This is a genomic window from Sphingobacterium composti, assembly GCF_009829075.1.
Taxonomy (GTDB): Bacteria; Bacteroidota; Bacteroidia; order Sphingobacteriales; family Sphingobacteriaceae; genus Sphingobacterium; species Sphingobacterium composti.
This window is the reverse complement of record NZ_WUQZ01000019.1, coordinates 36813-63419: the sequence shown is the minus strand read 5'-3', so window position 1 is coordinate 63419 and position 26607 is coordinate 36813. Positions and strand designations below refer to the sequence as shown.

Below are 26607 nucleotides of genomic sequence, written 5' to 3'. Positions count from 1 at the left end.
GTAAATAAATAGTAAACAATTAAAATTTAAATATTATGTTTTTTCAACACATATACGACAAGACATTAGCGCAAGCAAGTTATATTATTGGATGTCAAGCAAAAGGCGAAGCTATCGTCATTGACCCAAAGCGCGATGTAGATACTTACTTAGAAATCGCGGCTCAAAATAATTTAAAAATCACTAAAGTAACAGAAACACATATTCATGCAGACTTCTTAAGTGGAGCGCGCGAGTTGGTAGCTTTAACAGGGGCTGAATTATTATTATCAGATGAAGGTGGTGCAGATTGGCAATATGAGTTTGCACACATAGGATTGAAACATGGAGATGTGATTACTTTGGGTAATTTGACATTAGAAGTGTTGCACACACCAGGTCACACACCTGAAAGTATTAGTTTCTTGTTGACAGATCATCCAGCGACAGCAGAACCTATTATGTTGTTCACGGGAGATTTTGTGTTCGTAGGGGATGTGGGCAGACCAGATTTGTTAGAAAAAGCAGCTGGTATGACAGGTACACAAGAAAAAGGTGCTAAACAATTGTTCGAGTCGATCAAACGCTTTATGAGTTTAGCAGATCACGTACAAGTATGGCCAGGTCACGGAGCAGGTTCGGCTTGTGGTAAAGCTTTAGGAGCTGTGCCAAGTACAACAGTAGGTTACGAAAAAATCAGAAATTGGGCGTTGCAATATGGTGATAACGAAGAATCTTTCACAAAAGATTTATTAGATGGTCAGCCCGAAGCGCCGAAGTATTTTGCGATGATGAAGAAGTTGAATAAAGTGGATAGACCTTTATTGACTACTGTACCTCAACATAAAAAATTATCAAAAGAAGAATTTTTGAAAGTGTATCAAGAAGGTATGTTGGTGATGGATACACGTAATAAAGTAGAATTTGCCAAAGGTTATTTGCCTAATTCATTAAATATCCAAGGCAACAATTCATTTGCTAACTGGATGGGCTGGGTGCTTAGCTACGATGTTCCATTTGTGCTTATTGCGGATGAATCAGCTATGGAAGATATCACACGCAAGTTGATGCGTATAGGATTGGATAATATATATGGTTTTATTGATTCTGTAACAGATTTGGGCATGGAGTTGCAAACAGCAAACGTGATTGATATGGATCAATTTGAGGCCGCTATTCAAGAAGATAATGTTCAAGTTGTAGATGTGCGGAATGAGAAAGAATTCGTTGCAGGACATATTGAAGGTGCTACACATGCTTTTGTAGGAACGCTAGTGTCGAACTTGGATAAGTTAGATAAATCAAAAGATATCGTGATTCACTGTCAGGCAGGTGACCGTTCAACCATAGCGTATTCAATTTTGAAGAAAAATGGTTTTGAGTCGGTGAGAAACTATGCTGGAGGCATGAAAGAATGGATGACTAATAATAAACCCTTAAAATAATATTTATGAGAAATTTAATTTTCGGAATGAGTTTGATTTTGTCGATGATAGGTTTTAACCTTCATGCGCAAGATCTTATCCTAAAGCGTCTATATGAAGATGGTCTTTCGCAAAGTGGTTACATCCTGATTGATAACCAATCAAAGGAAGCGATTGTGATTGATCCACGTAAAGATGTACAAGAGTTCATCGATACATTGAGTGCGTATGACGCTAATTTGAAATTCGTTACCGAAACACATATTCATGCCGATTATCTAAGTGGCGCGCGTGAATTAGCAAAATTGACTGCATCAACGTTAGCATTGTCTCAAGAGGGACCTGCGGAATGGCAATATAAATTTGATTATCTACCATTGAAACAAGGAGATAAGTTGGCATTTGGAGAATATTTTCTCCAAGTGCTGCATACTCCGGGGCATACGCCAGAGGGTATTAGCTTTTTGCTGTATTCGAATGCCAATAAGCTTAATCCAATAAAAGCTTTTACAGGGGATTTTCTTTTTGTAGGTGATGTGGGGAGACCTGATTTATTAGAGAAATACGAAGAGGGTGATACAAATTCTACAGCTTCTGCTGCAGCGCTTTATCACAGTATCGAAAAGTTCAGAAAGCTACCTGATGATTTGGAAATATGGCCTGGTCATGGTGCAGGTTCATTCTGTGGAAAGACGTTGAGCAATATTCCATTTTCTACATTGAAGGCTGAAAAATTGACTAATCCTGCTCTACAATATTCAGGTAAAGAAGCTGAATTTATAAAATACATATTGGCAGATCAAGTTGTTCCTCCTCCATATTTCAAGTTGATGAAAGAGTGGAATCGTGATGGGACATATTGTAAGTTGGTGGATGACCGATATGCAGTAATTGATGCTTCGGAAATAAAAAATCTGATTGGTAAGGGGGTAAAAGTAATCGACACACGCGTTCGCAAAGAAGTAGGAAAGGGATTTCATCCGAATACTATCCATGTTGAGTTGAATAAAGGATTCAATAATTGGTTTGCACAATTAGTAAATCATAAGGACCAAGTCGTATTTATAGTAGAAAAGGACAACGAGAAGGCATTAGCACATAAGTTGATGCGTGTAGGGTTTGACAATGTGTTAGGCGTGGTAAACGATATTTCGTCTGAGCACTTGAAGTCAATTAAATATATTAAAGCTGAAGACTTGACAAAAGCTGTGCAGAGAAGAGGCATACAAGCTTGGGATATCCGTACAGCTAAAGAATACGCTGAAGGACATATTGCTGGTATAGCAAATTTGCCTTTGCTTGAAATAAAAGAGAAAGCGTCAAAACTAGATAAAAATCAACCGATCCTAATTCATTGTCAAAGTGGAGCTCGTGCAGCTATTGGTTATTCACTTTTTGAAAGTTTGGGTTTTACAGACATTACTGTTTATGATGGAGGTGTCAATGAATGGAAAAAGTTGGGGAATAAACTGGTTAGCGAATAGTAGTGTCATTTTAATAATAATAGTTATGTTATCAATATTTAAAGGAATATTTTCAAATGATGATACAGCTTTAAAAGAGGTATTAGTGAAAAATAATCCACAACTAATAGATGTACGCACGCCTTTAGAATTTAATGGTGGTACGGTAAAAGGCGCAAAGAACATTCCATTGAGCGAGTTAGAAAGCAAATTGGGTTCACTGGATAAATCAAAGAATATTGTAGTCTTCTGTCAAAGTGGTAATAGAAGTGGCCAAGCGATGCGTATACTACAAAATAAAGGTTTTGAAAAGGTACATAATGGTGGTGGCTGGCGTGCATTGAAATCGCTTGTGGAAAGCATCTAGTTTGCTTTATGTTAAAGGGTATTTTAACAGGAATAGTTGTATTGGTTAGTTTATCTGTCGCTCATGCGCAAGGGGAATATAGTGTGTGGGGGAGAGCGACAGTTGGCTATTCTTTTGACAAGTTTAATAAACTGGATACGGAAATACAATACCGCAGGCAAAATTTAAGAGAAAGTAACGTAGGTGTTCAAAAGCCATTGTTGGAATCTTTCAGATGGTGGTATCATCGTAATTTGGGAAGTGATTTTAATGTTTCTTTATCGCCATTTGCCTATTTTTCGCATAGCCAAAATGATTTGAGTAAAGAAGATTATGTGCAAGATAGTCGCGAAATTCGATTTTCAGCTGCAGGGCAATGGCAAAAATCGATTGCCAAAAATTGGCAAATCTCTAATCGTGCAGCAGTAGAAAGTCGTCATTTTACATCCGACAATCGTTATGTATTACGTGCTCGAAATCGTATAGGGCTGAAAGCACAAATTACGGATAATTATAGTTTATCCCTTTCGGAAGAACTATTAGTAAATCCAATAGGAAAAGTTGGCAAGAATCCTATAGACCATAATCGTGTTCAACTGATGAATGAAATTAGAATTTCACCTCATCTAAAATCTGAAATCGGCTATATCTGGATTGAAAGGTACAAAGCGAAGAAAAACATATTTAATACCGAACATGTTGCGTTTGTAAATCTGTATTATCAGATTCATTAGTGTAACTTTTGTTACTGACTAGGTTTGCAGAGTTTCTTAATTTATTACATATTTAAAAAAATAAAGATGGAATTATTTATAAAACAATATGGCATGACCATAGTAGGTGTTCTATTAGGAGCATTAGGCGGTTTTCTATATTATAAATATGTAGGTTGCGTCAATGGTACGTGCGCTATTACAGCTAATCCCTATATCAGCACGTTATATGGTGCGATGATGGGCGGATTATTGTTTTCAAATTTTAAATAAGAAGATTATGAGTAAATCGTTTCAAGATATTATCAATCAAGATAAACCCGTATTGGTAGATTTTTTTGCGACTTGGTGCGGACCTTGTCAAATGCAAGCTCCTATATTGTCTGAAGTTAAGGATGTGCTAGGCGAGCAAGCAGATATTATTAAAATTGATGTAGATAGAAACAATGCTTTAGCAGGACAATATGCCATTTGTTCGGTACCAACCTTGGTGCTTTTCAAAAAAGGTGAAGTTGTTTGGCGTAAATCGGGTGTAGGTCAAAGAGATGAATTGACAGCGTTGATTAATCAACATGTATAAAAGTAAAAGCTTATATTAGTGGTGATGCAAGGCAAATGGAATACTATCTTACGTTTTAGCGGTCTAGTACTGCTAATGGTAATGTTGTGTTTGCCTTGTTTTGCTAAGCAAACTTTAAAACAATCTTGGGGCATTCTTGTTGCAGATGGTAAATCGGTAGCTAAGATTAGCCATACCATTTGTAATTTTTCAGAATTTACTTCCCAACAAGTAAAGCGGGAAGTTTCCTTACAAGGAATCATTCCTTCACACAGCAATCAATTTGTAGCTTCAGAAAAATTATTAGCAAGTTATCAAGTAAAAGATTACTTAGCATTACTTCACAAACCTTACCTCAACTCACTCCATATTCTTTTTCAGCAATTTAGGATTTAGTATTGAATGCGGTGCATTTTCTTGCAAGTAGTATTCAATAATAATAAATCTTAAAACACTTTATAATGAAAGAAAAAGAAGGAGTTTCTCCATTATCCATCTTAATACTTCGTGTGGCTGTTACTGGTATTTTTATCAATGCAGGTATTTCACATCTAGTAAACACGTCTAAAACTGTAGCTCGGCTACAACAATCTCCATTTGTCGAATTATTAGAAAAGTTCCTTTCGCTGGAATCACAAGTGCGTATGTCGGGCTATGCGATGATTGTATTTGGGATTACTTTTTTATTAGGTATATATACGCGTTGGTCAGCCTTAATTTTATTTTTAATTCTAGTTCCTATCACATTAATTATACAGAGCGATGCAGGATTATTGCACGGTCCATTATGGAAAAATGTCGCTATTGGCGGTGGATTATTGTTTTTTATATTGAACAATACAGAAGCTTACTCACTATTTAATTTTAAAAAATAAATAACTATGTTCAGAATTTTAACTATTATATTCATTTCTTTTCTTAGTATCTCCATCGCTATGGCAAAAAGCAAAGACACAACAATCACAATCTTACAAACAGCAGATCTGCATGCGTATCTAAATAAGCACAATGAGCTTTTTGTGGAAAAAGGTAAGGTAAAGTTTCGTGAAGCGGGAGGGCTGGCACATATCAAGACCTTGGTCGAAGGAGTTCGTAATGATAATCCAAATGGTACTCTCTTGATTGACGGAGGTGATTTCATACAAGGGAGTGGAGAAAGTGTACTTAGCCAAGGTGCAATATTTCCAACTATTGTGAATGAAATGAACTACGATTTAATGATTCCAGGAAATTGGGAAGTAATTTACGGTAAGCAAGTCATGATGGATATTATGACCAAATACAAAACTTCTGTAATTGTATCCAATATGTATCACGAAACCGACAATTCCGCCTTGTTCCCCCCTTACTGGATTACGGAAAAGCAAGGTTTGAAAATTGGTTTTATTGCGTACAATGACCCTGAAATTCCGATTCGTCAGAACCCAATGTTTAGTGAAGGTATCTTGTTTACGGAAGTAGAAGCAAATTTGAAATCACTAATTACACATTTACGTGAAGAGAAACAAGTCGATCTACTTTTTATAGTCGCACATATAGGTATATCCAAGCAACTGATGCTTGCCAATAATCCTGCGGTAGATGGGGTAGATTTTATTTTTGGAAGCGACACACACGAGCGTGTCCGTCAACCTATCAAGGGAAAATATGCAATGGTATTGGAGCCGGGTTCTTTTGGTTCTTTCGTTGGGAAATTAGATTTGAAAATTAAAAACCGGAAAATAGCAGATTTCAATTACGAGTTGCTGGAGGTTAATCCTAAAAAATATAAAGCGGATAAACACATACAACAGATTGTTGATTCGTTGACCAATCCTTATCATTCGCAAATGCAGGAAATAATTGGTTACACTTCCACCCCAATTTATCGTTATTTGGTTGTTGAGAATCCGATGGATAATTTTATCACGGATGCATTATTGTGGAAATCAGGTGCCGATATTGCTATCTCGAATGGATTCCGTTTTGGTGTTCCGATTGTTCCTGAGAAGAATGGTAAGCAAGCCATCACGCGTGAAGATTTATGGCGTATGATTCCTGTGGATGAAAAAATGAAAATTGGTAGAGTCAGTGGTCAACAGATTTGGAATTGGCTCGAAAAAGAATTGAATAATGTTTTTGCTAAGAATGCCAACGAGCGTTTTGGTGGTTGGTTCCTACGTTTTGCAGGTATGAAAATAACATTTGATAGCTCAAAAGAAATGGGATCTCGTTTGTTGACCGTAGAGATAAAAGGGAGACCAATTGTTTTGAATAAAGAATATACTATGGCATCTTGTAATCGTACAGGTGAGCCCTTGCATGTATTGTGTCGGATGCCGAATGCAAAAAATGTAGAGATTAAAGATTTTACGCTGCATCAAGCTATTGTGGAATATTTAAAAATAAATAAAGTAATAAATCCTCGCGTGGAAGGTCGCGCAATAGCAGTTGATTTGGATGCAAATTACTTTTCAGAAGTACTAGAAGTAGGTTATAAATTTAGATAATATGAGAAAAAGATTAAAATTAGGTCTTGTCGCAGTGCTCTCGTCATTCGTGTTCGTCTACTGCGGTCAAGCTGAAAATAGGGCAAAGACTACGACCACAAAAGAAGAAGTGTCGGCAGCTAATGTTGAACCAACCCAATCTGTAATTTCCTTTAAGAATGAAAAGGGAGAAGTAGTGACTTTAGACGATTTGAAAGGAAAAGCTATATTTATCAATTTTTGGGCTACTTGGTGTCCTCCATGTATTGAAGAAATGCCCTCTATTCAGACATTATACAATAAATTCAAAGACAATAAGGATATTGTCTTCTTATTAGTTGACGTAGACAATAACATTAAAAGTGCTTCAAAATTCATGAATAAGCGTAAATTAGATATGCCTTTATATGTTCCAAATTCTGAAATTCCTTCGAGTTTCTTAGCGGGAGCAATTCCAACTACGGTTATCCTAGACAAAAAAGGAAATATCGATGTTCGATTAGAGGGAGGAAGAGATTATTCAACACCCGCTATTGCGGAAGCTTTGCAGTCTTTGATGGATGAATAGCAATTTTCAAATGTTTGAAATTAAGGTAATACAATTTAAACATTCGGAAATGGCGGCGATACATTATAAGTTTTAATTATAAATTAGGATAATACGATTTTCGTATTATCCTAATCTCGATTGAATATAATATTTAATCAAAATTCTCCTTCGTCTCTAAATGAATGGTATCTATCACAAGTTAGTACGATATGATCTAATAGCTGTATATCTAAGACTTTACCTGCTTCGATGATTTTATTTGTTAAAGCCCTGTCAGCAGAACTTTGTGTCATGGTTCCAGAGGGGTGGTTATGCGCAACAGCTATTCGTGTAGCGTTACACAATAGTGCAGAAGACATAATCAATCGCATATCGACCATCACAGCATCGAGGCCACCATCGGCTATTTTTCTATAGGCAACAACATCAAGCTTAGTGTTGAAATATAAAGCATAAAAACTTTCTCTAATTTCCAATTCGTCCATATCCCAGATCATACGGAATGTTTTGTCTATTAATCTAGAGTTGTTGATGCATTTGAAATTTTCAGTGGACAATTTAGGGTTTCTGTGGTAGCTTAATTTTAGTTCATTAGCGATAAAGTTCTTTTTCATGTTTGTAAATTTTAAATGAATTGAAAATTGAATTAACGCTGAATGGCTTACGAGTCTAAGGCTAACTAAGCAAAAGAAAACAGGATAAAAATGACGAAGTGAAGGAGGCTCCATTCACCAAGAATGGATACCCATTTTTTGAACTCTTTTATTGGGTGTGTAGGAATTTGAGGGATGGAGCATGTCAGACAGACGAAGTAACTTGGCGATTAATTTAATTGAAGAAAAAAAGACTTTAGGCTCGATGCCTAAAGTCTTTTAAGAATTAATCGTCTTGTAACTCTCTAATCTCTCGTTGCTTTTCTTTGATACTCCATCTCAATCGTTGTTCTTCTTCTTTTTTAATCACTGTTTCTTCCACTTTTTCAGGATTTCTTCGGTATATAGAATCTAAGGTGTTGGCGACTAATGGATATTCTAAATTGAGCATTCGGTACTTAACTTCAAAAGAATTTGATTGCTCTAAATTTTTATTAAGTATCCATATTTGACCAAAGCAAAAGAGTATTCCACAAAATAAAAATGAGAAAATGCATATTACACTTAGAGATTTATAATCAAGTGTATGCTTGGTTATAACCAATGTTTTTTCAGGAATAGCAGATACTGAGTCTATTAAAGAATTACGTTTGACTTCTAATTTCTCGATAGAATCATTTATGATATTTTCGATAGCCGGAGCAATTCCTTTGTATTGGTCAATGGTTAGAAAATAAGGACCTAAAGCTTGTAGGAAACTATTTAGATTTTTCTCTCTACTAACGATTAAATCTTTTAGCACGTTCAAATTTTCAATTAAAGATTTGTTAAGGTTCGCTGTTTGCTCATTTTTCGCTGTTATGTCAGGAGATAAGTTCAATAGTTCTTTATTAATAGTGTCCATTAAGATCTCTATTTCTATTAATTTTTGCTGTATTTGTTCCATAGTTTTTAATATTTCAATTTACTTTTACGCTTTTTTTGTTGATTTTCATTTTCTTGTTCCGCTTGGATACCAGAGGCTAGATCAAAAATTAGATTGAGGACTTGATTTTGCTCTTTAGATTTAAAGGACTCTGATGCTATTGTTATAACTGAAGAAATGTTGCTCAGTGAGTTTGAAATTTCTTTAGTATCTTGAAAAGTCTGTTCAATTTTAGAGAAAGAGAATTCTCTGCTGATTTCAGAACCTTTGAATCTAAAACCATCTTTCGAAAAGGATACGCCTTGAATTTCATTTGAATTACCTTTGGTCTTAAATTCAGTATGAATACCTTTTAGGTTTAGCAACTTCTGTAAATCATTCCAATTTCCAACTTTACTTTTTCCATGAATAGCATTGTGAATAGCATATTTTAGCTCTTTCTTGGCGATATAGTACTTGGATTTACTGTCCGTAAAAGGAGAATTAATCCGTTCGTTTTTAAGTCCATATTTGATATTTAATTCATTGACAGCTTTTAAAGATTTTAACTTACTATGTGAATCGTTGATTTTTCGACCATTAAAGTCATTTTTCGAGTACAAAATATGTACATGTGGATGTGATTTATCTGAATGAGCAACAATTGCAATAGCTGTGTTTTTTATATCCATTTTAGTCAAATAGTCCATCGCAATGAATTTTTGTACGTTATCGGATAGTTTTCCATTCAACTCCTTTGAAAAGGACAGAACAATATGTCCGACAGGATATTTTACTCGGTTATTAGAGTTAGCATACATGTTTAATTGTTCGGCAATAAACTGTGATGATCCTAAACGAATACCTTCTGTATGAATAATCTTAGCTTTTTCACGATCCATCGTGTAGGCGCAAATATTACCAAAGCCCGAAGCATGATTAAGGATTATTTTAGCTACCATGATCGAGTAATTTATTGACTAGATTGTCTAAGTGATCTAGTGTGTTCAGTAATCTTTGATGAGTCAAATCGTCTACTTTACCATTCTTTGAGTTTTAATATTTACTAAGCTGATTGATATTGTTACCGATAGCTGACAAGTTTTGAAAATAGGCTTTTTCATCTGCCGTAAATCGAGGTTTGATTTCCTTAGAAATTGCAGTTTTTCTTACATAAGTTGAAATGGGTAGATTAGCTATACTAGCTAACTTTATAACTCTGTTATATTCTTTTTCATCAAGTCTCAATGAAATAAGCTTGTCTTTAATGATTCTATTTTTCATATTTTTTTTTTAAAATTGTTAGTAATGAAGACCAACGGGATAGTTTATGTAAGGCATTCTTTTTTCGAGTATCGAAGAAGAATGTTTTACGTAAACACATCTTGCAAATAATTAATTTGAATAAGTCACTATGAAAAGTGATCTGCTGTTGTACATTGTTTACCTGCTTTTTCTATGATGAAAGTTTGCCATTGAATTAATGACCTCTTGCTTTTTGAAATATATTCGTTTACCCAAACGCATATAAGGAACTCGACCTTGTTTCATCCAATCTGTAAGGCTAACAAGAGAAATATCGAGTTCATCAGCCATTTCTTTTTTTGTCAGCAGTTTTTGAGAAGCTTGTTGTTCAGAAGTTGAAGTTGTTTTTCGCAGATCAGCAATAATAAGTTGAAATTCTTCTTTGATAGCCTCGCGAATACATTCTTTAAGGATGTTTTGATCTAATTGAATCATAGTTAGTTCTGTTTTATTAATATAATAAGTTCGAAGTCGTAGCTACTTTCTTCGCGTGAATTAACATTGTCAAAGTTGAGAAGTACAGAAATCAAAAATCCCCATAACATTAAACTCTATGGGGATTTTCAGAATTAGATTGTACTAAAAGCTCAAACTGACTTTTTCAAATTTATTTCGCTATCCCTAAAACAACTATATGTTGGAATTTAATTTTGTTTCGCTATACACAACCTATACTTATTTTATACATATTATAAATATGCGGCTTATGAAATGAGACGGTATATATAGCGAAATATGTCATTAAGAATGGTTTAGTGAAACTTTTTGTATATTAGTTTCGTAAAACCAATTGTTATAGTCAAGCATTTCACAGACATCAAAACAAAAACAATATGACAAAATTAATAGTAAGCGTATTTGTCACTTTCCTATTTCCGCTAATTGGGTGTTCTCAAAACCTTAAGATTTCAGAAATGCAAAAACTAAATCTTGACTTTGAACAAAATGAAAATGGTTATCCTACAAGATGGGAAAACTTTGGTAGTAAAGATTATAAAATTTATATTGACTCAACTATTGCAAAAAACGGAAAGAATTCTGTAGTTATTGAAAATAATTCTGAAATATCAGCTTATAAAGCTATAGCAATTAATCTACCACATAACTATAAAGGCAAATCAATTCAATTAAAAGGATTTATCAAAACGGAAAATGTAACAGATGGTTATGCTGGATTGTGGATACGTATTGATCCACAAGTCGGATTTGACAATATGAATAGTAGAGGAATTACAGGAACAACAGATTGGAAAGAATATGAAATAACTTTACCTCTTATACCCGAAAAAACGGACAAAATAGTTTTAGGTGGTTTATTAGTTGGTAAAGGTAAAATGTGGATTGACAACTTAAAAATCTCCATAGATGGAAAAGATTTAAATAATGAAAATCTTGAAATCTATACAAAAGTGATTCTACCAGCAGATAAAGACAAAGAATTTGACAAAAGCTCAAATATTACTTTTCCTTATTTAACCAGTGAAACCATAAATAATTTAGAATTGTTAGGAAGAATTTGGGGATTCTTGAAATATAATCATCCTGAAATAGCAAAAGGATATTATAATTGGGATTATGAATTATTTAGAATCTTACCTGATTATTTAAAAGTAAAAAATAATCAAGAGAGAGATAACATTCTTTCAAACTGGATTAATAAATATGGTAATTTACCTATATGTAAGGAATGTAAATCAACATCAAATGATGCCGTTTTAAAGCCTAATTTATTATGGATTGAAAATTCAAATTTAACAACAACGTTAAAAAAATCATTAAAAGAAATTTATAAAAATAGAAATCAAGGAGAGAATTATTACATCAAACTGCATCCAAATGTAGGGAGTCCTGATTTTACTAATGAGAATCCTTATTCCGACATGCTTTTTCCTGATGATGGATTTAGGTTATTATCTGTTTATAAGTATTGGAATATGATTGAATATTTCTTTCCTAACAAACATTTGACAGATAAGAAATGGGATTTAGTTTTAAAAGAATATATTCCTAAATTCATTAATGCTAAAAATGAATTAGAATACGAACTTGTTGCACTTCAACTAATCGGAGAAATAAACGATACACACGCAAATCTATGGGGAGGTGGTGACAAGATAATGGAATTAAGAGGTAATAATTTTGCGCCTTTCAGAGCGGAGTTTGTTGAAAATAAATATGTAGTAGTTGATTATTATAATCCTGAGTTTTCTGAAAGATCAAAATTAAAAGTTGGGGATATAATTACGCATATAAACAATAAGCCTGTTAAGCCTATTTTAGATAGCTTAAAAAGTTATTATCCTTCATCAAATGAAGCTGCTATGCTAAGAGATATTTCGGCTGATTTATTGCGTTCCACATCAAATACAATTAGCCTAAACTATATATCTGAAAATAAAAAGAAACAACACGATGTGCCTTTATACGACAGGAAACAGTTGAATATGTACAATTGGTACAAAGTAAACAAAGATGAAAAGTGTTTTAAGATTTTACATGGTAATATTGGTTACATCACTTTGGCAAACATCAAAGAAGAAGACATTCCTGAAATCAAAAAATCGTTTAAATCTACCAAAGGTATTATAATTGATATAAGAAATTATCCATCAACTTTTGTTCCTTTTAAATTAGGGTCATATTTTTTATCTGAACCTACTCAATTTGTAAAATTTACACAAGGAAATCCTAATAATCCTGGAGAATTCACATTTACTCAACCCCTTGAAATTCCAAATGAAAAAGAAAATTTTGAAGGAAAATTGGTTGTACTCATAAATGAAAAGTCACAAAGTCAAGCGGAATATACTGCAATGGCATTCCGTGCTGCAAAAAATTCTGTAATAATAGGAAGTACAACCGCAGGAGCTGACGGAAATGTTTCTACAATTTTATTACCGGGTGGCTTGCGAACAATGATCTCAGGAATCGGAGTTTACTATCCAGACGGAAGAGAAACACAACGTATTGGAATAGTACCCGATATTATTGTGACACCAACAATTGAGGGAATTAGATTGGGTAAAGACGAAGTTTTAAACAAAGCAATCGAAATTATAAATCAATAAAATTAATGCAACCCTATAACAATTAAAACTGTTGCAGAACTTCTTCTAAAAGATAAAAATCAAAAACAATAAACCTCGTTTAAGCGAGGTTTATTGTTTTATCTGTGATAGATAGTTTATAATTCGCTTATTCTTAATTGCAGAGTTTTGTCACTATATTAAGTTGCGACTCCCAAGTTTAATCTTACTCCATAATCACATTTACACCCGCCATATCGGCTTTGTATTTTATCTTTTCGATCAGTCCATAATAACTCCAGTTACGCAATAAAAATACATCTCCTTTGGCAACTTCTTCTTTATTATTTTGATTAACTAATAGTAATGTTCCTGCGCCAGATTTAACACAGATATCAATCAATCTTCGACTATACATATGTAAACGACTATCTATATAGCGCCGTTCTTTCTCTTGAAAATGATCTAGACTTTTCAGTTTTTTAGTACGACCATGTCCTCCTTTGTTAAACGCTGCTGCTTTTTGTGCTCTATGTCTTGCAGCTTGAATAGCCATACGGCGATATAGAAATTCTTCTTTACTACCGATTTGAAAATTATCTTTTTCAATGATTACTGTTATTGGATGTTCAATAGATAATGATGCTTCTGCAATAATATGCTCTTTAAGTATATGTACTTGTTTTGGAAGCTCTAATGCTAACAAAAGAAAAAGCTTGCCTTTGATAATCTGTATGGAGCTAGTGCATATTTTTATTTGACCAACAAGAGCACGTTGTAAAAGAACTTTTTTGTCTGATCTATCTTTACCCAAGTAAGTGCGAAAAGGTATTTTGAAAAGTGTGAATTTAAAATCTCTTCGCTTTTCATCATTACCCAATTTAACTAGATCACCACCAAATGGAATAGGAATATCTTTTTTGTAATTCCTTAAAGATTTATCACCCTTCCAATATGCTAAGCGCTCTGAATTGTACACCCTGTTCAATGTCATATTCATCGTAGAAATAATTCTGGAAGGTAACTGTCCTTTAAAATATAAATTGAGAATACGATATGTAGTATTCAATTTAGATGAAGTAAAAATGCCATCAGGATCTTTTTTGAAGTCTGCTAATTTTACCTTTACTTCATCTTTTAAATAAATTAAGTCTTTGATTTGTTCCTGAACATAATGGTGTGTCATGACGATATTCGCACCACGAAATACCATATCTCGCCAATCGAATAATTGCTGATAATATGCCGACCGTTGATCTTTATCATCACAATCTATAAAGATTTGAACTTTCCTTGTTAAAATTATTGTATCCCTTTCCATAACAATTTCATTTAAGATGATTTCTTTTGAGTTTTAATTTTAGCGTGCGCTTCTATAAAGAGCTTCTTCACCATTACCCCATTTAGATTAAGTGATTCAGAGATTTGTTCAAATGACATTTGTAGTTCATACCGCATATGAAATATTTGAGATTGCTGCTCATTAAATTCTCCCTGAATAGTAATCTTAGATGATCTACCAATAATGTCCATTTTTTGAGAACTGTTAATTATAGATCGCAGGGTATCAATTGTTCTTTCAACTTGCAGGCTAACATCATAATCGGAGATTCCTCCCAAGTAATAAGCAATCCGCTCATAGTTGAAGCTATATTTCAAGCATAACTTAATAAACATCTGCTGATCTTGGTTGAGACTTGCTAACAGGCTATTGATTTGATTTAATCGATGTTGCTTTTCCTCCTCTAATTTCTCCAGATGTATGAGATCTACTTCAATTTCTTCTTCAATCTCGTAGCCTAATAGAAATTCTTGATAATCCTCAATACCATCTAATCGCAACAAACTTCTATTAAATTTATGTTGACTTTTATGATAAAATGCATGTATTGCGATTTTTATTTGAGCTTTTAAAAAGGCTAAAACATCTTCTACGTCTTTCACTTGCTCGCGAAATAGCCATAGTCGTAATAACGCTTCCTGCACAATGCTTTCCGCAGCACAATCATCTTGTGTTGCGCGGTGTGTCTTGAAAAATAGATAACTATAAAATCGTTGATAGAAAAAATTCAATCCACGTTCATTCCCTTGCTGTAATAGGGTGACAAATCCTTGGACATCTCGCTTATCTAAAATCTTCTTCATAGGTTTACTAATAATCTATAACCAACATTGATCTTAGCGGTCTTAACGGATTTTTTTGGAAACTAAGATCGAATGTTGGGTTTATCTTTAAACTGAATAGAATCTAAATGAGGGGATATTGATAATATAGGTATAGAGGTATTATAAATTCTTAATACTAACATGAGAATCGCCATTGTGTTTCTTTTGATAGGAACAAATCTTATGCTTTCCCCGAATATAGGTGTCGCCAAGAACGTTGTGCATTACTATTAAAGAATTTAGTGAGTAGTCGTGCTCTCACCCTACGGCGCCACAAGTAGCCTCAATTAATGTTATTTAATATATTCTTTAAAGTTGTTTACATTTCAAATCATAAATTATTCAAATAGCCATTGTGATTTTACTTAACCTTTTGCTTAAAGTGTTACCACTAGGACGTTGTGTATTACAAATAAATTGATTTGATGAGAAACAATAAGTCCTCACCACATGGCTTCACAAGCTGCCTCAATATTTTTTATATATTAAATATCAATATCCATACATCAAAGAATATCCAGCTATTGCTGTTGGTCACAATAATCCGTAACTTTAAACCAAAGATATTTTATTACATTATATTAACAGGCTTGGTATTCTACTGATTTACCGGTAAAAAACCAGACTTTAATTTTCGTTGAATATGAACACTACTTTTAAAGAAAAAAACGAAACCATGCATATCGGTCACAATATTAAACGTATACGAGAGATTCAGGGAATCAAGCAAGAGGCTTTCGGACAACTTTGCCGTAGTAAATATTCTCAGCAACGAATTTCTGATTTTGAAAATATGGTGGCATTAGACGAACCATTACTGGATGAATTAGCTGCAGCTCTTGGAGTAACTCCAGAATTTGTGAAATCATTTAAAGACGAAAATGTAATTTATAATATTCAACACTCACATACTTTTAATGATAATTCCACTAATTCAAGCCAACATACACAGCCCACATTTAATAATGATGGTTCCGATAAATTAGTCGCATTATTAGAGAAGTTCATTGAAGAAGACCGTATTAAAACTCAATCCATTGCAGAATTGAGTAAGGCAGTTTTAGACCTTACTAATGAGGTCAAAAAGATGATGGGAGATAATTAGATTTATTTAATGTTTTAATTGATTAATCTTTTCGATAAGATAGGATTTATTGGTTGACTAATCTATTTATATAATCTATTAGATTCTTTAATGTGAAAGTATTTTTCCCTGTTTTGTGATTTCATTAATTCAGTTCCACTTTTATCTAAAAAATAATTTCGAATAGTATTCCAATTGATACTACAATCTTTCTTGTTGTTGGATATATTGTTTTCACTATATTCGAAGTAATTGGAAATTAGTGATGCCCATGTATCTGGACTTCCAGATAGATAGGTTCTTTTTGTAATAGGATTTTCTAGTTCTCTTAATTGCAATAATAAATCGAGTAAAGGCTTATGATCACCGTTAACAATTTGAATTTTTGTTGTAGGAGCTATGGCTGTAAATGGAAAATAAGAATGCAGCAAAATTGGTAATTTGGAGTGCAACATATTTGGCAATAATAAATACACAATCCATTTCAAAAGTATGCTATAAAATTTATTTGTCCAAGAATGATTTTCTATTCTGCAATCTATAGCTTTCTCCTGTTAGATTTATGACTTCGCACCGAAACAAAATTCTATCTAAGAGTGCCGTTGCAATCACCTCATCTTCGAGCATTTTAGCCCATTCAGTTGGTTTCTTATTAGTGGTTACGATAATAGATGTTGATTCATATATTTGATTAATAAAATTAAAGAAGCCAACTGCAACATTTTTTTCTAAAGGGAAAAGCATAACATCATCAATAATGATTAGGTTAGCTCGTACCATCTTTTTGTATTCTGCTGTTTGCGAACTTACGAAGTCCTTGGTTTTTAAGGTAGAGACTATTTCTTCCATAGTTCTAAAGTATACATGATACCCGGCCTTTACAGCATCCTTAGCCAATCCTGCCGCTAGCATTGTTTTTCCTGAACAAAGGTGTGAGAGGACAGATAGGGAAATACTCCCTATCTTCCTACTCGATTTGCTGGATTAGTATTTTGATTCATTTCAGGTATTACATGTGGTACATTTGAATATTGTGTGGTATTATTCACATTATACATTCAATTTTTAGTAAAGCCTATTACATTTGGGAAAAATCTACATTATTTTGAAAAAGACATACTTTATCCTTTTACTTCTTTGTGCTTTCAATACTGTTTTTGCACAACAATCAAAATTGACAGGCAAAATCTTAGACGCTCATTCTAACGAAGCAATAGCCCATGCAAGTATTGCTATACTTGATCATAATGAAAAAGTAATCGATGGAATAATGACAGATTCGAAAGGTACTTTTGAATTTGATAAAGTAAAAGTTGGAAGCTATATCCTACGTGTTAAATTCATTGGTTATATGCAAAAGGACACTGTTATAAATTTTAAAAATTATAAATCCCTGTCATTATCCCCAATATATCTTCAAATTGCTGAACAAGAACTTAATGCTGTTAATGTAACTGCACAATTGCCAAATCAACAACAAAAAAGTGATCGACAAGTCTATAAAGCTAGTCAATACCAAAATGCTGTTGGAGGTACGGCTTTGGATATTGTTAAAAATCTCCCATCAGTAGCATTGGATGGCAATGGGCAAATTAGTATGCGAGGCAATGCAGGTTTAATAGTTTTGATAAACGGCAAACCTTCGTTTTTGGATCCAGCTACTGTGATGAATCAGATTGCAGCAAATGATGTTGTAGAGGTCGAATATATCAGTAATCCACAAGCAAAATTTGATCCAGATGGTAAAGCAGGTATTATCAATCTGGTGACCAAGAAGGGTACTGGTAATGGATTGGCTTGGGTTTTAAACTTACAAGGAGGATTACCGAGTGTCAAGGATTACGATAATGTATACGCACAACAACGTTATGGTGGAGACATTTCTTTGCAGTATCGCAAGGATAAATTGGCTGTCCAAGCTTCAGCAAATTATTTACGCAATGATAATGCGGGTTTTAGGGATGGTGATGTAAACACCATAATTGGCAATAAAAAAACTTATTTTCCTTCACAAGGCGAACGTAGCTTTGATAAATATAATTTTGGAGCACGTATAAATAGTACATATACATTATCAGCGCAACACGAATTCAATATTGGCTTATTAGCTTCTAGAAAATACCAAGATCGTGTAGCAGATATTTACTATAAAAACAGATCAATTGATTTAACATCAGGAAATCAAATTCATGCGGTAGATTATTTTAATCCCAATTTGCAAAATAAGCAAGGCGAATTTTATTTAATGGATTTCTCTTATCAGTACAGTCTTAATCCAATTCATAAGTTAAAAGTAGGTGTAGCCTACGAGCATGCAAATATTTATGGCTCGACCAATAACGGCAATATCGAAAATAAAATCGATACGGTACAGTGGGCTACAAATACCTATACAAACCCTTTGAAAGGATATCGCCTATCATTGGAGCACAATTGGAAAATTGGTGAAGGTTTTCTCTCATCGGGATACCAATTGCGGAATGATAAACAAAATGGAGATTTTAAATATTATAACTCAACATCTGGGTTGAATAATTTCGAATTAGTCCCAGAGTTTACAGGACAATTAAAAGCTAATAATAAAGTTCATGCATTGTTCTCGCAGTATGAAGGAAAATCCGATCGTTTGAACTATGCTTTAGGTTTACGCTATGAATATTACGAACGTGATTTGCTGTTGAATCACACAGGAGAAAAGTATCCGTACGATATACATCAATTATATCCGACTATTTCCTTGAAGCACAATTTGGATAAAAGTTGGGCTTGGCGATTTGCGGCTTCAAGACGCGTACACCGTAATAATAATTTTGAACTCAACCCAATACCAGAAAGAGAACACTCTGAGACATTAGAAAGGGGGGATCCTGAATTGTTACCAGAATTCGTGACGAATGTGGAATTAGGATTGGAAAAAATGTTCAACAAAGGTTCTGTTTTTACGAATGCATATTATCAACACAGCAAGAATCCATTGCAACGTGTTAACTCGGTGTATGCTGACACAATTTTACATCGCGTCTTCACAAATGCAGATTTTTCGGATCGATGGGGCGCAGAACTTGGTGGCGAATTGAAAATATCTAATATATTCAAATTCAATGCGGGTGTTAATATTTACCAATACCGTATTTCGGGTAAAGTATTGGATTATGAAGAAAAATTATCTAATCAGGATTGGGTGTATTCGTTCAATAGTGGATTGCAAGCAACTTTGCCGAAACTTTGGAGCGCAGGTTTGCATGTGAATTACATTTCCGAGAGACCAACAGTTCAAGGCTTTGATAGTCGCTTCTTTACCCCTCATTTGAATGTGAGTAAAGGTTTTATGCAAGGAGCAGTGACTGCTCAGTTGCAATGGAGATTTATTGAATTGGGTAATTGGGGTGTAAATGAACAGCGTATTACGACAATGTCACCAGACTTTTTTACCACTACGAATTACATTTATGAGAAGAATGTATTCTTAATAAACTTCAATATTAATCTTAAAAAACTGGGTGACTTGATTAAATTACCAAAAAGTGAATTTGGTGAGAAAGAGTTTTAATTCTTATCTTTTGCGGCATTATGAATACTCATCAATAAAAACATGCACAAAAGTATAAGGATTTACGATTATGATTCATCTGCTGGTCACATTCAGCTCAATGATCCTTATTATTATGTTATCTTATTGAAGTATGTGAAATCCATTTCTATAAATGTTGTAGAGTATAAGACTGTTGATTTTACAGTATTATTTTTGACACCTTATCAGTTGTTAAACGTAAAATTACTACCAAATTCTATTGTTAAAGTACTACAGTTTCATGCTGATTTTTACTGCATCGAATACCACAAGAAAGAAGTTGCGTGCAATGGTGTATTATTCAACAATATTTTTGAACGTCCACTAATTGATACGACTGCACAGTTTTTCGAAGAAACACATATATTATTAGAACAAGTAGAAAAGATTCAACAATCAGTAGCATCTTTTGATCTGTCCATCATGAAGGCCTATTTGCAATTGATATTAGCACTGTGCAATAGGGAAATGTTAGTACATAGGCAAGAATATATCCATACGAGTAATAATTCTCTTAGCGATTTACGCAATTTGATCAATGAAAATTTTATTCAGCAAAGGTCAATTCAGTTTTATGCTGATTATTATAATATGAATGTGAATAGTTTTAGCAAGCGGGTGAAGCAAGAGTATGGAAAATCACCGTTGGTCTTAATTCAAGAGCGATTAATTCTTGAAGCTAAAAAATTACTACATCTTACTTATAAAAGTATTAAAGAAATAGCTGTAACATTAGCATTTGAAGACGTCTTTTATTTTAGCAGATTTTTCAAAAAACATGTTGGTGTTTCCCCTAAGAAGTTCAGAGAAGAAGTGGGCATAGCTGGAATTGCAGAAAAGTCCATAGATTGATTTTTTTTGTCCATTTAAGAAGCTTTACGAATGTTCTAATTTAGCCTTTCGTTAATATTTAGGACTTATGAAATCTATACTTATATTTTTTACGCAATCGACAACGTCTTTCACTCATTTTTTACGTATCGCTATATTTATCGTAATGGCATGGATTGGAGGATTGAAAGCTTTTCAATATGAGGCAGATGGTATTGTTCCTTTTGTAATAAATAGCCCTTTTATGAGTTTTTTCTTTGCCAAATCAGACGCAATGGCTGTTAATAAAGAGGGTGTTTTGGTAAAAGAATATAACCTACATAAAAACCCAGAGGGCTTAGTCGTACAGAAAAATATTGATTGGCATTCGGAAAATGGAACTTATTTATTTTCTTACGGCTTAGGATTAGTTATTTGTATTATTGGGGTTTTAGTATTACTCGGAATTTGGTTTCCACAAATTGGATTCTGGGGAGGAATATTGACTTTTGGGATGTCTATCGTTACACTCTCTTTTTTGATAACTACACCAGAAGTTTATGTCCCCAATTTGGGAGGAGACTTTCCGACGCCACATTATGGTTTTCCATATCTTTCTGGAGCAGGAAGATTGGTGCTAAAAGATATTATAATGATGGGCGCTGGGTTAATAATTGCGTCTGAATCTGCAAAGCAGTGGTTGAAAAGTGCATAAACTAATAGTGCAATCTCTGATTTTTAAATTCCTGTGGAGTTATCTGTTCGTGTCTTTTAAAGAATTTTGTGAAATTGGACTTGTCTGAAAATCCAAGAGAATAACCAATCTCAGCAATTGTACTTTCTGTATATATTAGCAATCGTTTCGCTTCTTTTAATATTTGTTCAGCTATTAATTTAGATGCAGTATTGTTGGTATGTTTTTTACAAATAGAATTTAAGTTTTGGGGGGTTGTATTCAATAGCAAAGCATAATGTGCAACATTATTCACTACGGTTGTATTATTACTTAATAACACATTAAATCTTTTAAATAAATCCAAAGAAAGGGTAGTAGGTGAAGATATTTGCTGTTTGCTCTCTAAGCTTTTGGATAGTATTATTCGTAGCAATCCTTCTTGACAGATTCTGTTATCTTCGCAGGATAAGATTCGAAATATCTCTTGAAGTGGATATGAATCTTGTAAATAGAGCATATCTAAAGCTGTGATTTTGTGAATAAGCTGCGTAATTTCAAGATCTAGACATTCATCTATAAAAGCCTTTTTCAATAACAGCACATATCCTTCAACCGGTGCGTTAAGACTCCAATGATGTACATTGTTCTGTTGAATTATGAGTAAGCAGGGAGTTTTTACAATATGCTCTCTACCATCAATTATGTGCTTGCCACTAGTCTTTGTTAGCAATACCAATTCCAAATAACCATTATGTTTGTGAGCTTGAGTCTGCCTTTTGTTATTTTCAAATTCAGCAACTTTTAAAAGCGTATTCAACTTAATTTTATCTTTAATTGTGATTTCTTTGTTTTTCATTTTATCTATTGAAGATATCCTAATATACAAAATATCCAAACTAAATTTTAATTAAGCATTCCGATCTTTACTTTATCATTTCATCCCCTAAATACAGTATTCAACTCACCTTTTTTTTTGAAATAAAATTCATTAACTTCAATAGAAACTAAAATGAAATATTATGTCAGAAGCAACCGTAAAATACCCGCACCCTAATGGTGAAATTATAATTCTTTGGAAGCCCAAATTATGCATTCATGCCGGTGTATGTGTACGTATGCTTCCAGATGTATATAAGCCTAAAGAAAGGCCGTGGTGTAATCCAGAGAATGCTACAGTAGAGGAATTAAAGGAGCAAATTATCAAATGCCCGTCAGGGGCTTTAAGTTTTGAATTGAATGACAGTAAAGATTTGTAAAATTTGGAAGAAAAAAGAAAAGGTTATTCAAATAAATGAATAACCTTTTTGTTGCGGTCTGGACGGGACTCGAACCCGCGACCCCATGCGTGACAGGCATGTATTCTAACCAGCTGAACTACCAGACCATTTTTGTTTAGACTCTTTGACTCAGACAAGCGACTCTTCCGATACTCGGAATATTCTAACCAGCTGAACTACCAGACCTAAGTTTTTTAATTGTTGTATTTAAAAAAGAATTTTAGCGGTCTGGACGGGACTCGAACCCGCGACCCCATGCGTGACAGGCATGTATTCTAACCAGCTGAACTACCAGACCATTTTTGTTTTTTTTTCTTGACTCAGACAAGCGACTCTCCCGATGCTCGGAATATTCTAACTAGCTAAGTCATCAGAACTAAAATCTTTTTTAATGCTTTTAAAGAACGATTGAAATCTTCGAAATAATTTGGCGGTCTGGACGGGACTCGAACCCGCGACCCCATGCGTGACAGGCATGTATTCTAACCAGCTGAACTACCAGACCATTTTTGTTTTGAATCTTTGACTCAGACATGCGACTCTTCCGATACTCGGAATATTCTAACCAGCTGAACTACCAGACCAAATTATTTTCAATATTTTTCAGAACGATGAAAGAACTCTTTCTTTCTCTTTGCGGTCTGGACGGGACTCGAACCCGCGACCCCATGCGTGACAGGCATGTATTCTAACCAGCTGAACTACCAGACCTAATCCCTTCATCTTTGAAGGTGTGCAAATATAGGGCTGTTTTGCGTAAAAACAAACTTTTTTGTAAAAAAAATTACTCTACTGCACCATCTTTCATCTTCTCTGCATTCTCCGCAAATTGCAATGCATCGATAATCTCCTGAATATCACCATCCATAATCGCAGGAAGGTTGTACATAGTCAAACCAATTCTATGTTCGGTTACACGACCTTGTGGGTAATTATATGTACGAATTTTTGCTGAACGGTCTCCAGTTGACACCAAAGTTTTACGTTTAGCGGCGATATCACCATTCTTTTTGTTCAATTCAATTTCGTAAAGTTTGTTACGAAGCATTTCCATTGCCAATTCGCGGTTTGCTAATTGGGAACGTTCAACTTGACAAATTACCACAATTCCAGTAGGCTTGTGTGTCAATTGTACTTTTGTTTCTACTTTATTGACGTTCTGACCACCAGCACCACCTGAACGTGATGTTTGCATCTCGATATCTCCAGGATTCAATTCTACGTCTACATCTTCTGCCTCTGGTAATACTGCTACCGAAGCAGCCGAAGTGTGTACGCGTCCTTGTGTTTCAGTATCAGGAACTCGTTGTACACGGTGTACACCAGACTCATATTTCAATTGTCCGTAGACATCTTCACCTATAACTTTTAAGATAACCTCTTTATAGCCGCCAGAAGTACCCTCTGTAACATCCATTACCTCATTACGCCATCCTTTTTTCTCAAAATAACGAGTGTACATACGGTAAAGATCACCAGCGAAAATTGCAGCTTCGTCTCCACCTGTACCACCACGAATCTCGATAATGGCATTTTTACTGTCTTCAGGATCTTTAGGAATAAGCATTAGGCGTATTTCCTCTTCTTTTTCCTCTTTTTGAGCATAAAGAAGATCCTGTTCTTCTTTTGCCATTTCACGTAATTCTTGGTCTTTTTCATTGACCAAAATATCTTTGTTAGCTTCCATATTGCTAACAATGTTTTTATAAATATGGTATTGTTCTACAATTTTGCCTAAGTCTTTGTATTCCTTGTTCAATTTTGCAAAACGTTTCATATCAGAGATGGTTTCTGGTTTGCTTAATTCAGCTTCCACTTCTTCCCATCTTTCTTTAATAGCTTGTAATTTTTCTAACATAATTCTTAAATCCTATCGGCTTATTTGCCTTGGGAATGGCAAAATTACAGAAAATTTATATTAATTGAGCAGGATTTCTTAATGACTTGATACGGCTTTAAGGCCTACAATAGATGCAATTAGAGTAAATATGAAGAATATACGCCAAAAGTCTGCCGGCTCTTTAAAGAAAAATATACCCATAAGCACAGTGCCTACTGCGCCGATGCCTGTCCATACTGCATATGCTGTTCCTAGCGGTAATGTTTGTGTGGCTTTAATCAAGAGACCCATACTAGCGAATAAGCAGACTACAAATCCACCATACCATGCTAAACTTTCATTGCCCGTGGCATCCTTGGCTTTACCAAGACATGTGGTAAAACCAATTTCGAATAACCCTCCTAAAATCAAAAAAATCCAATTCATGTTTTTTCTTTTATTGTTATGAAACAAAGGTCAGATTTTTAGAAGAAATAAATTTTTACAAATGATAAAAAATCATTTTACTTCAGCGCGGATTCTCGACAAAGTCACTTGCGTAACACCGAGGTACGAAGCGATGTAACCAAGTTTAATATGATGCAAAAGCTTGGGTGCTTTTTGCAATAAATCAGCATAGCGTTCGGATGCGGATTTGAAAAGACTTTGCATGAGTCTTTCTTCGATTTTTAAGGTTTCTAATTCAGCTAATTTTCTTCCCCAATTAGCAATGGGCAGTGAAGTTTCATATAATTCATGAAGTCTTGCTATTGAAATGCGGTAAACAGAGCAATCCGCAAGCGCATCGACGATTTCGTATGTAGGTAAGGAGTGAATATAGCTATTGAGGGGCAATATGATATCTCCTGGAAAGCAAAAGTCTAAAACAACCTCTTTATGCTCTTTAGGATAATAGATTCTGCAGATGCCTTCTTCGAGAAAATAGATGTATTTATTAATGTGTTGCTGCTGAATCAAAATTTCATTCTTTGCGAGCTTTATTTTCTCTGATATCGCAATGATTTTATCCAGTTCTTCAGCAGATAATGGATAGATAGACTCAAGTCCTTTGCTTAACTCCATTGTTGCAAAGATAATTTGTCCCCATCCCAAACTGCATACGTTCGGTGATTAATCCATTCACCTAGATTCACGATTTGCGTACTATTATTTACGAGTATATCATAAGGAACATGCCTATGGCCATAAATCATATAGTCGTAATGCTGTGCTTTCAAGACTTCCTTGCTGTATTGAATCAGCCATTCGTTATCTTCTCCTAAAAAATTTTCAGGCGCATTGCTCGATACACGACTATGTTTAGACCAGCGTGTCGCAATGCCGATTCCCAAATTTGGATGCAATCTTGCAAACAACCATTGACAAAGTGAACTTCTGAAAATCTTCTTTAAGAATTTGTATTTCTCATCTCCAGGTCCTAATCCATCACCATGATGGATATAGAATGATTTTCCATCAAGATTCAAGATTAATTCATTGTCTATGATTCGTGCGTTCAATTCTTTTTTTAAGTACCCAAACATCCACATGTCGTGATTACCCTTAAAGAAAGTAAGCTTGATTCCTAAATCGGCTAATTCTGCCAATTTCCCTAAGAAACGGATATAACCTTTTGGAACTACGGTTGCATATTCAAACCAGAAATCAAAAATATCACCAACTAAATATAGTTCGTTAGCATCATGCTTGATAGCATCTAGCCATTGCACAATAACTTTTTCGCGTTCAACGGATTTTTCTAAAGGATAAGCACCTAAGTGAAAATCGGAAGCAAAATATATCTTGTTTCTTGTTTGCATAAGCGGTAAAAATACCGAAATAGCTTGTTGTAAACAAACACCTTGTCGCAAACT

At 34.2% G+C, this 26607-nt stretch carries 30 protein-coding genes and 4 tRNA genes; 16 read left to right on the top strand and 18 right to left on the bottom strand.

Annotation, left to right across the window (positions count from 1 at the left end):
* Positions 1–35: 35 nt before the first annotated feature.
* The 10 genes from GOQ17_RS12355 to GOQ17_RS12310 all read left to right on the top strand — a co-directional run bounded on the left by GOQ17_RS12355 (position 36) and on the right by GOQ17_RS12310 (position 7520).
* Entirely contained in the window at positions 36–1424 is a 1389-nt protein-coding gene (locus GOQ17_RS12355) for an MBL fold metallo-hydrolase (protein WP_149912916.1), read from the top strand.
* A gap of 5 nt (positions 1425–1429) precedes the next feature.
* Positions 1430–2887 (top strand): MBL fold metallo-hydrolase, encoded by a 1458-nt coding sequence (locus tag GOQ17_RS12350; RefSeq protein ID WP_159637746.1) that lies wholly within the window; start codon positions 1430–1432, stop codon positions 2885–2887.
* A 25-nt stretch (positions 2888–2912) separates the two neighbouring features.
* Positions 2913–3233, top strand: coding sequence for a rhodanese-like domain-containing protein (locus tag GOQ17_RS12345; RefSeq protein ID WP_159637744.1), 321 nt, complete (start codon positions 2913–2915; stop codon positions 3231–3233).
* A gap of 8 nt (positions 3234–3241) precedes the next feature.
* Complete coding sequence (locus tag GOQ17_RS12340) at positions 3242–3946, top strand: DUF2490 domain-containing protein (RefSeq protein ID WP_159637742.1); 705 nt, start codon at positions 3242–3244, stop codon at positions 3944–3946.
* A gap of 66 nt (positions 3947–4012) precedes the next feature.
* A complete protein-coding gene (locus GOQ17_RS12335; RefSeq protein ID WP_149912920.1) occupies positions 4013–4198 on the top strand; it encodes a DUF6132 family protein in 186 nt (61 codons plus the stop codon).
* A gap of 7 nt (positions 4199–4205) precedes the next feature.
* On the top strand, positions 4206–4505 hold the full coding sequence (gene trxA / locus GOQ17_RS12330) for a thioredoxin (RefSeq protein ID WP_149912921.1): 300 nt from the start codon (positions 4206–4208) through the stop codon (positions 4503–4505).
* A 21-nt stretch (positions 4506–4526) separates the two neighbouring features.
* A complete protein-coding gene (locus GOQ17_RS12325; protein ID WP_159637740.1) occupies positions 4527–4880 on the top strand; it encodes a hypothetical protein in 354 nt (117 codons plus the stop codon).
* Between the two features lie 65 nt (positions 4881–4945).
* Positions 4946–5359 carry a DoxX family protein gene (locus tag GOQ17_RS12320; protein ID WP_149912923.1) on the top strand — a complete coding sequence of 138 codons (414 nt, stop codon included), beginning with the start codon at positions 4946–4948 and terminating at the stop codon, positions 5357–5359.
* Positions 5360–5365: 6 nt separating this feature from the next.
* Positions 5366–6973: a bifunctional metallophosphatase/5'-nucleotidase gene (locus GOQ17_RS12315; protein ID WP_159637739.1), complete on the top strand. Its 1608-nt coding sequence runs from the start codon at positions 5366–5368 to the stop codon at positions 6971–6973.
* Between the two features lies 1 nt (position 6974).
* A complete protein-coding gene (locus GOQ17_RS12310; RefSeq protein ID WP_149912925.1) occupies positions 6975–7520 on the top strand; it encodes a TlpA family protein disulfide reductase in 546 nt (181 codons plus the stop codon).
* Between the two features lie 137 nt (positions 7521–7657).
* Here the strand turns inward: GOQ17_RS12310 and GOQ17_RS12305 are convergent, their stop codons facing one another.
* From GOQ17_RS12305 to GOQ17_RS12285, 5 genes are all read right to left on the bottom strand, one after another.
* Positions 7658–8116: a JAB domain-containing protein gene (locus tag GOQ17_RS12305; protein WP_236537145.1), complete on the bottom strand. Its 459-nt coding sequence runs from the start codon at positions 8114–8116 to the stop codon at positions 7658–7660.
* Between the two features lie 265 nt (positions 8117–8381).
* Positions 8382–9041 carry a hypothetical protein gene (locus GOQ17_RS12300; protein ID WP_149912926.1) on the bottom strand — a complete coding sequence of 220 codons (660 nt, stop codon included), beginning with the start codon at positions 9039–9041 and terminating at the stop codon, positions 8382–8384.
* A 5-nt stretch (positions 9042–9046) separates the two neighbouring features.
* Positions 9047–9961, bottom strand: coding sequence for a relaxase/mobilization nuclease domain-containing protein (locus GOQ17_RS12295; protein ID WP_149912927.1), 915 nt, complete (start codon positions 9959–9961; stop codon positions 9047–9049).
* A 94-nt stretch (positions 9962–10055) separates the two neighbouring features.
* Positions 10056–10283 (bottom strand): plasmid mobilization protein, encoded by a 228-nt coding sequence (locus GOQ17_RS12290; protein WP_159637737.1) that lies wholly within the window; start codon positions 10281–10283, stop codon positions 10056–10058.
* Positions 10284–10442: 159 nt separating this feature from the next.
* Positions 10443–10739, bottom strand: coding sequence for a helix-turn-helix domain-containing protein (locus GOQ17_RS12285; protein WP_159637735.1), 297 nt, complete (start codon positions 10737–10739; stop codon positions 10443–10445).
* A 398-nt stretch (positions 10740–11137) separates the two neighbouring features.
* On the opposite strand from GOQ17_RS12285, the gene GOQ17_RS12280 reads away from it, so the two are divergent.
* Positions 11138–13372: a S41 family peptidase gene (locus tag GOQ17_RS12280; protein WP_159637733.1), complete on the top strand. Its 2235-nt coding sequence runs from the start codon at positions 11138–11140 to the stop codon at positions 13370–13372.
* A 184-nt stretch (positions 13373–13556) separates the two neighbouring features.
* Here GOQ17_RS12280 and GOQ17_RS12275 read toward each other — a convergent pair whose 3' ends face one another.
* Together GOQ17_RS12275 and GOQ17_RS12270 are read right to left on the bottom strand one after the other, a co-directional pair.
* Positions 13557–14651 (bottom strand): hypothetical protein, encoded by a 1095-nt coding sequence (locus tag GOQ17_RS12275; RefSeq protein WP_159637731.1) that lies wholly within the window; start codon positions 14649–14651, stop codon positions 13557–13559.
* A gap of 11 nt (positions 14652–14662) precedes the next feature.
* Positions 14663–15475 carry an RNA polymerase sigma factor gene (locus GOQ17_RS12270; protein ID WP_159637729.1) on the bottom strand — a complete coding sequence of 271 codons (813 nt, stop codon included), beginning with the start codon at positions 15473–15475 and terminating at the stop codon, positions 14663–14665.
* 664 nt (positions 15476–16139) lie between these two features.
* Here GOQ17_RS12270 and GOQ17_RS12265 point away from each other — a divergent pair.
* Positions 16140–16601 carry a helix-turn-helix domain-containing protein gene (locus tag GOQ17_RS12265; protein ID WP_159637727.1) on the top strand — a complete coding sequence of 154 codons (462 nt, stop codon included), beginning with the start codon at positions 16140–16142 and terminating at the stop codon, positions 16599–16601.
* Positions 16602–16663: 62 nt separating this feature from the next.
* Here the strand turns inward: GOQ17_RS12265 and GOQ17_RS12260 are convergent, their stop codons facing one another.
* Together GOQ17_RS12260 and GOQ17_RS12255 are read right to left on the bottom strand one after the other, a co-directional pair.
* Entirely contained in the window at positions 16664–17068 is a 405-nt protein-coding gene (locus tag GOQ17_RS12260; RefSeq protein WP_236537144.1) for a hypothetical protein, read from the bottom strand.
* 16 nt (positions 17069–17084) lie between these two features.
* Positions 17085–17492, bottom strand: a complete 408-nt coding sequence (locus GOQ17_RS12255) for an ATP-binding protein (RefSeq protein ID WP_159637723.1) — start codon at positions 17490–17492, stop codon at positions 17085–17087.
* A 172-nt stretch (positions 17493–17664) separates the two neighbouring features.
* Between GOQ17_RS12255 and GOQ17_RS12250 the strand changes: the two genes are divergently transcribed.
* From GOQ17_RS12250 to GOQ17_RS12240, 3 genes are all read left to right on the top strand, one after another.
* Positions 17665–20130, top strand: coding sequence for a TonB-dependent receptor (locus tag GOQ17_RS12250; protein ID WP_236537143.1), 2466 nt, complete (start codon positions 17665–17667; stop codon positions 20128–20130).
* 42 nt (positions 20131–20172) lie between these two features.
* Entirely contained in the window at positions 20173–21003 is an 831-nt protein-coding gene (locus GOQ17_RS12245) for a helix-turn-helix domain-containing protein (protein ID WP_159637719.1), read from the top strand.
* A gap of 67 nt (positions 21004–21070) precedes the next feature.
* On the top strand, positions 21071–21676 hold the full coding sequence (locus tag GOQ17_RS12240) for a DUF417 family protein (RefSeq protein WP_159637717.1): 606 nt from the start codon (positions 21071–21073) through the stop codon (positions 21674–21676).
* Between the two features lies 1 nt (position 21677).
* On the opposite strand, the gene GOQ17_RS12235 is transcribed toward GOQ17_RS12240, so the two are convergent.
* The gene (locus GOQ17_RS12235) at positions 21678–22493 is read right to left on the bottom strand and encodes a helix-turn-helix domain-containing protein (protein ID WP_159637715.1); all 816 of its coding nucleotides are present in this window, start codon (positions 22491–22493) and stop codon (positions 21678–21680) included.
* 163 nt (positions 22494–22656) lie between these two features.
* Here GOQ17_RS12235 and GOQ17_RS12230 point away from each other — a divergent pair, with 163 nt between their 5' ends.
* The gene (locus GOQ17_RS12230) at positions 22657–22893 is read left to right on the top strand and encodes a (4Fe-4S)-binding protein (RefSeq protein ID WP_159637713.1); all 237 of its coding nucleotides are present in this window, start codon (positions 22657–22659) and stop codon (positions 22891–22893) included.
* 54 nt (positions 22894–22947) lie between these two features.
* Here GOQ17_RS12230 and GOQ17_RS12225 read toward each other — a convergent pair.
* The 8 genes from GOQ17_RS12225 to GOQ17_RS12190 form a co-directional block, all read right to left on the bottom strand.
* Positions 22948–23021 (bottom strand) — tRNA-Asp (locus GOQ17_RS12225).
* 117 nt (positions 23022–23138) lie between these two features.
* Positions 23139–23212 (bottom strand) — tRNA-Asp (locus GOQ17_RS12220).
* Between the two features lie 130 nt (positions 23213–23342).
* Positions 23343–23419, bottom strand: a tRNA-Asp gene (locus GOQ17_RS12215).
* Between the two features lie 132 nt (positions 23420–23551).
* Positions 23552–23625 (bottom strand) — tRNA-Asp (locus GOQ17_RS12210).
* A gap of 73 nt (positions 23626–23698) precedes the next feature.
* Positions 23699–24772 (bottom strand): peptide chain release factor 1, encoded by a 1074-nt coding sequence (gene prfA / locus GOQ17_RS12205; RefSeq protein ID WP_159637711.1) that lies wholly within the window; start codon positions 24770–24772, stop codon positions 23699–23701.
* 78 nt (positions 24773–24850) lie between these two features.
* Positions 24851–25180: a DMT family transporter gene (locus GOQ17_RS12200; RefSeq protein ID WP_149915097.1), complete on the bottom strand. Its 330-nt coding sequence runs from the start codon at positions 25178–25180 to the stop codon at positions 24851–24853.
* 72 nt (positions 25181–25252) lie between these two features.
* Entirely contained in the window at positions 25253–25816 is a 564-nt protein-coding gene (locus GOQ17_RS12195) for a Crp/Fnr family transcriptional regulator (protein WP_159637709.1), read from the bottom strand.
* Positions 25807–26553, bottom strand: coding sequence for a UDP-2,3-diacylglucosamine diphosphatase (locus tag GOQ17_RS12190; RefSeq protein ID WP_159637778.1), 747 nt, complete (start codon positions 26551–26553; stop codon positions 25807–25809). Before GOQ17_RS12190 ends, GOQ17_RS12195 begins: the two co-directional genes overlap by 10 nt.
* Positions 26554–26607: the final 54 nt, after the last annotated feature.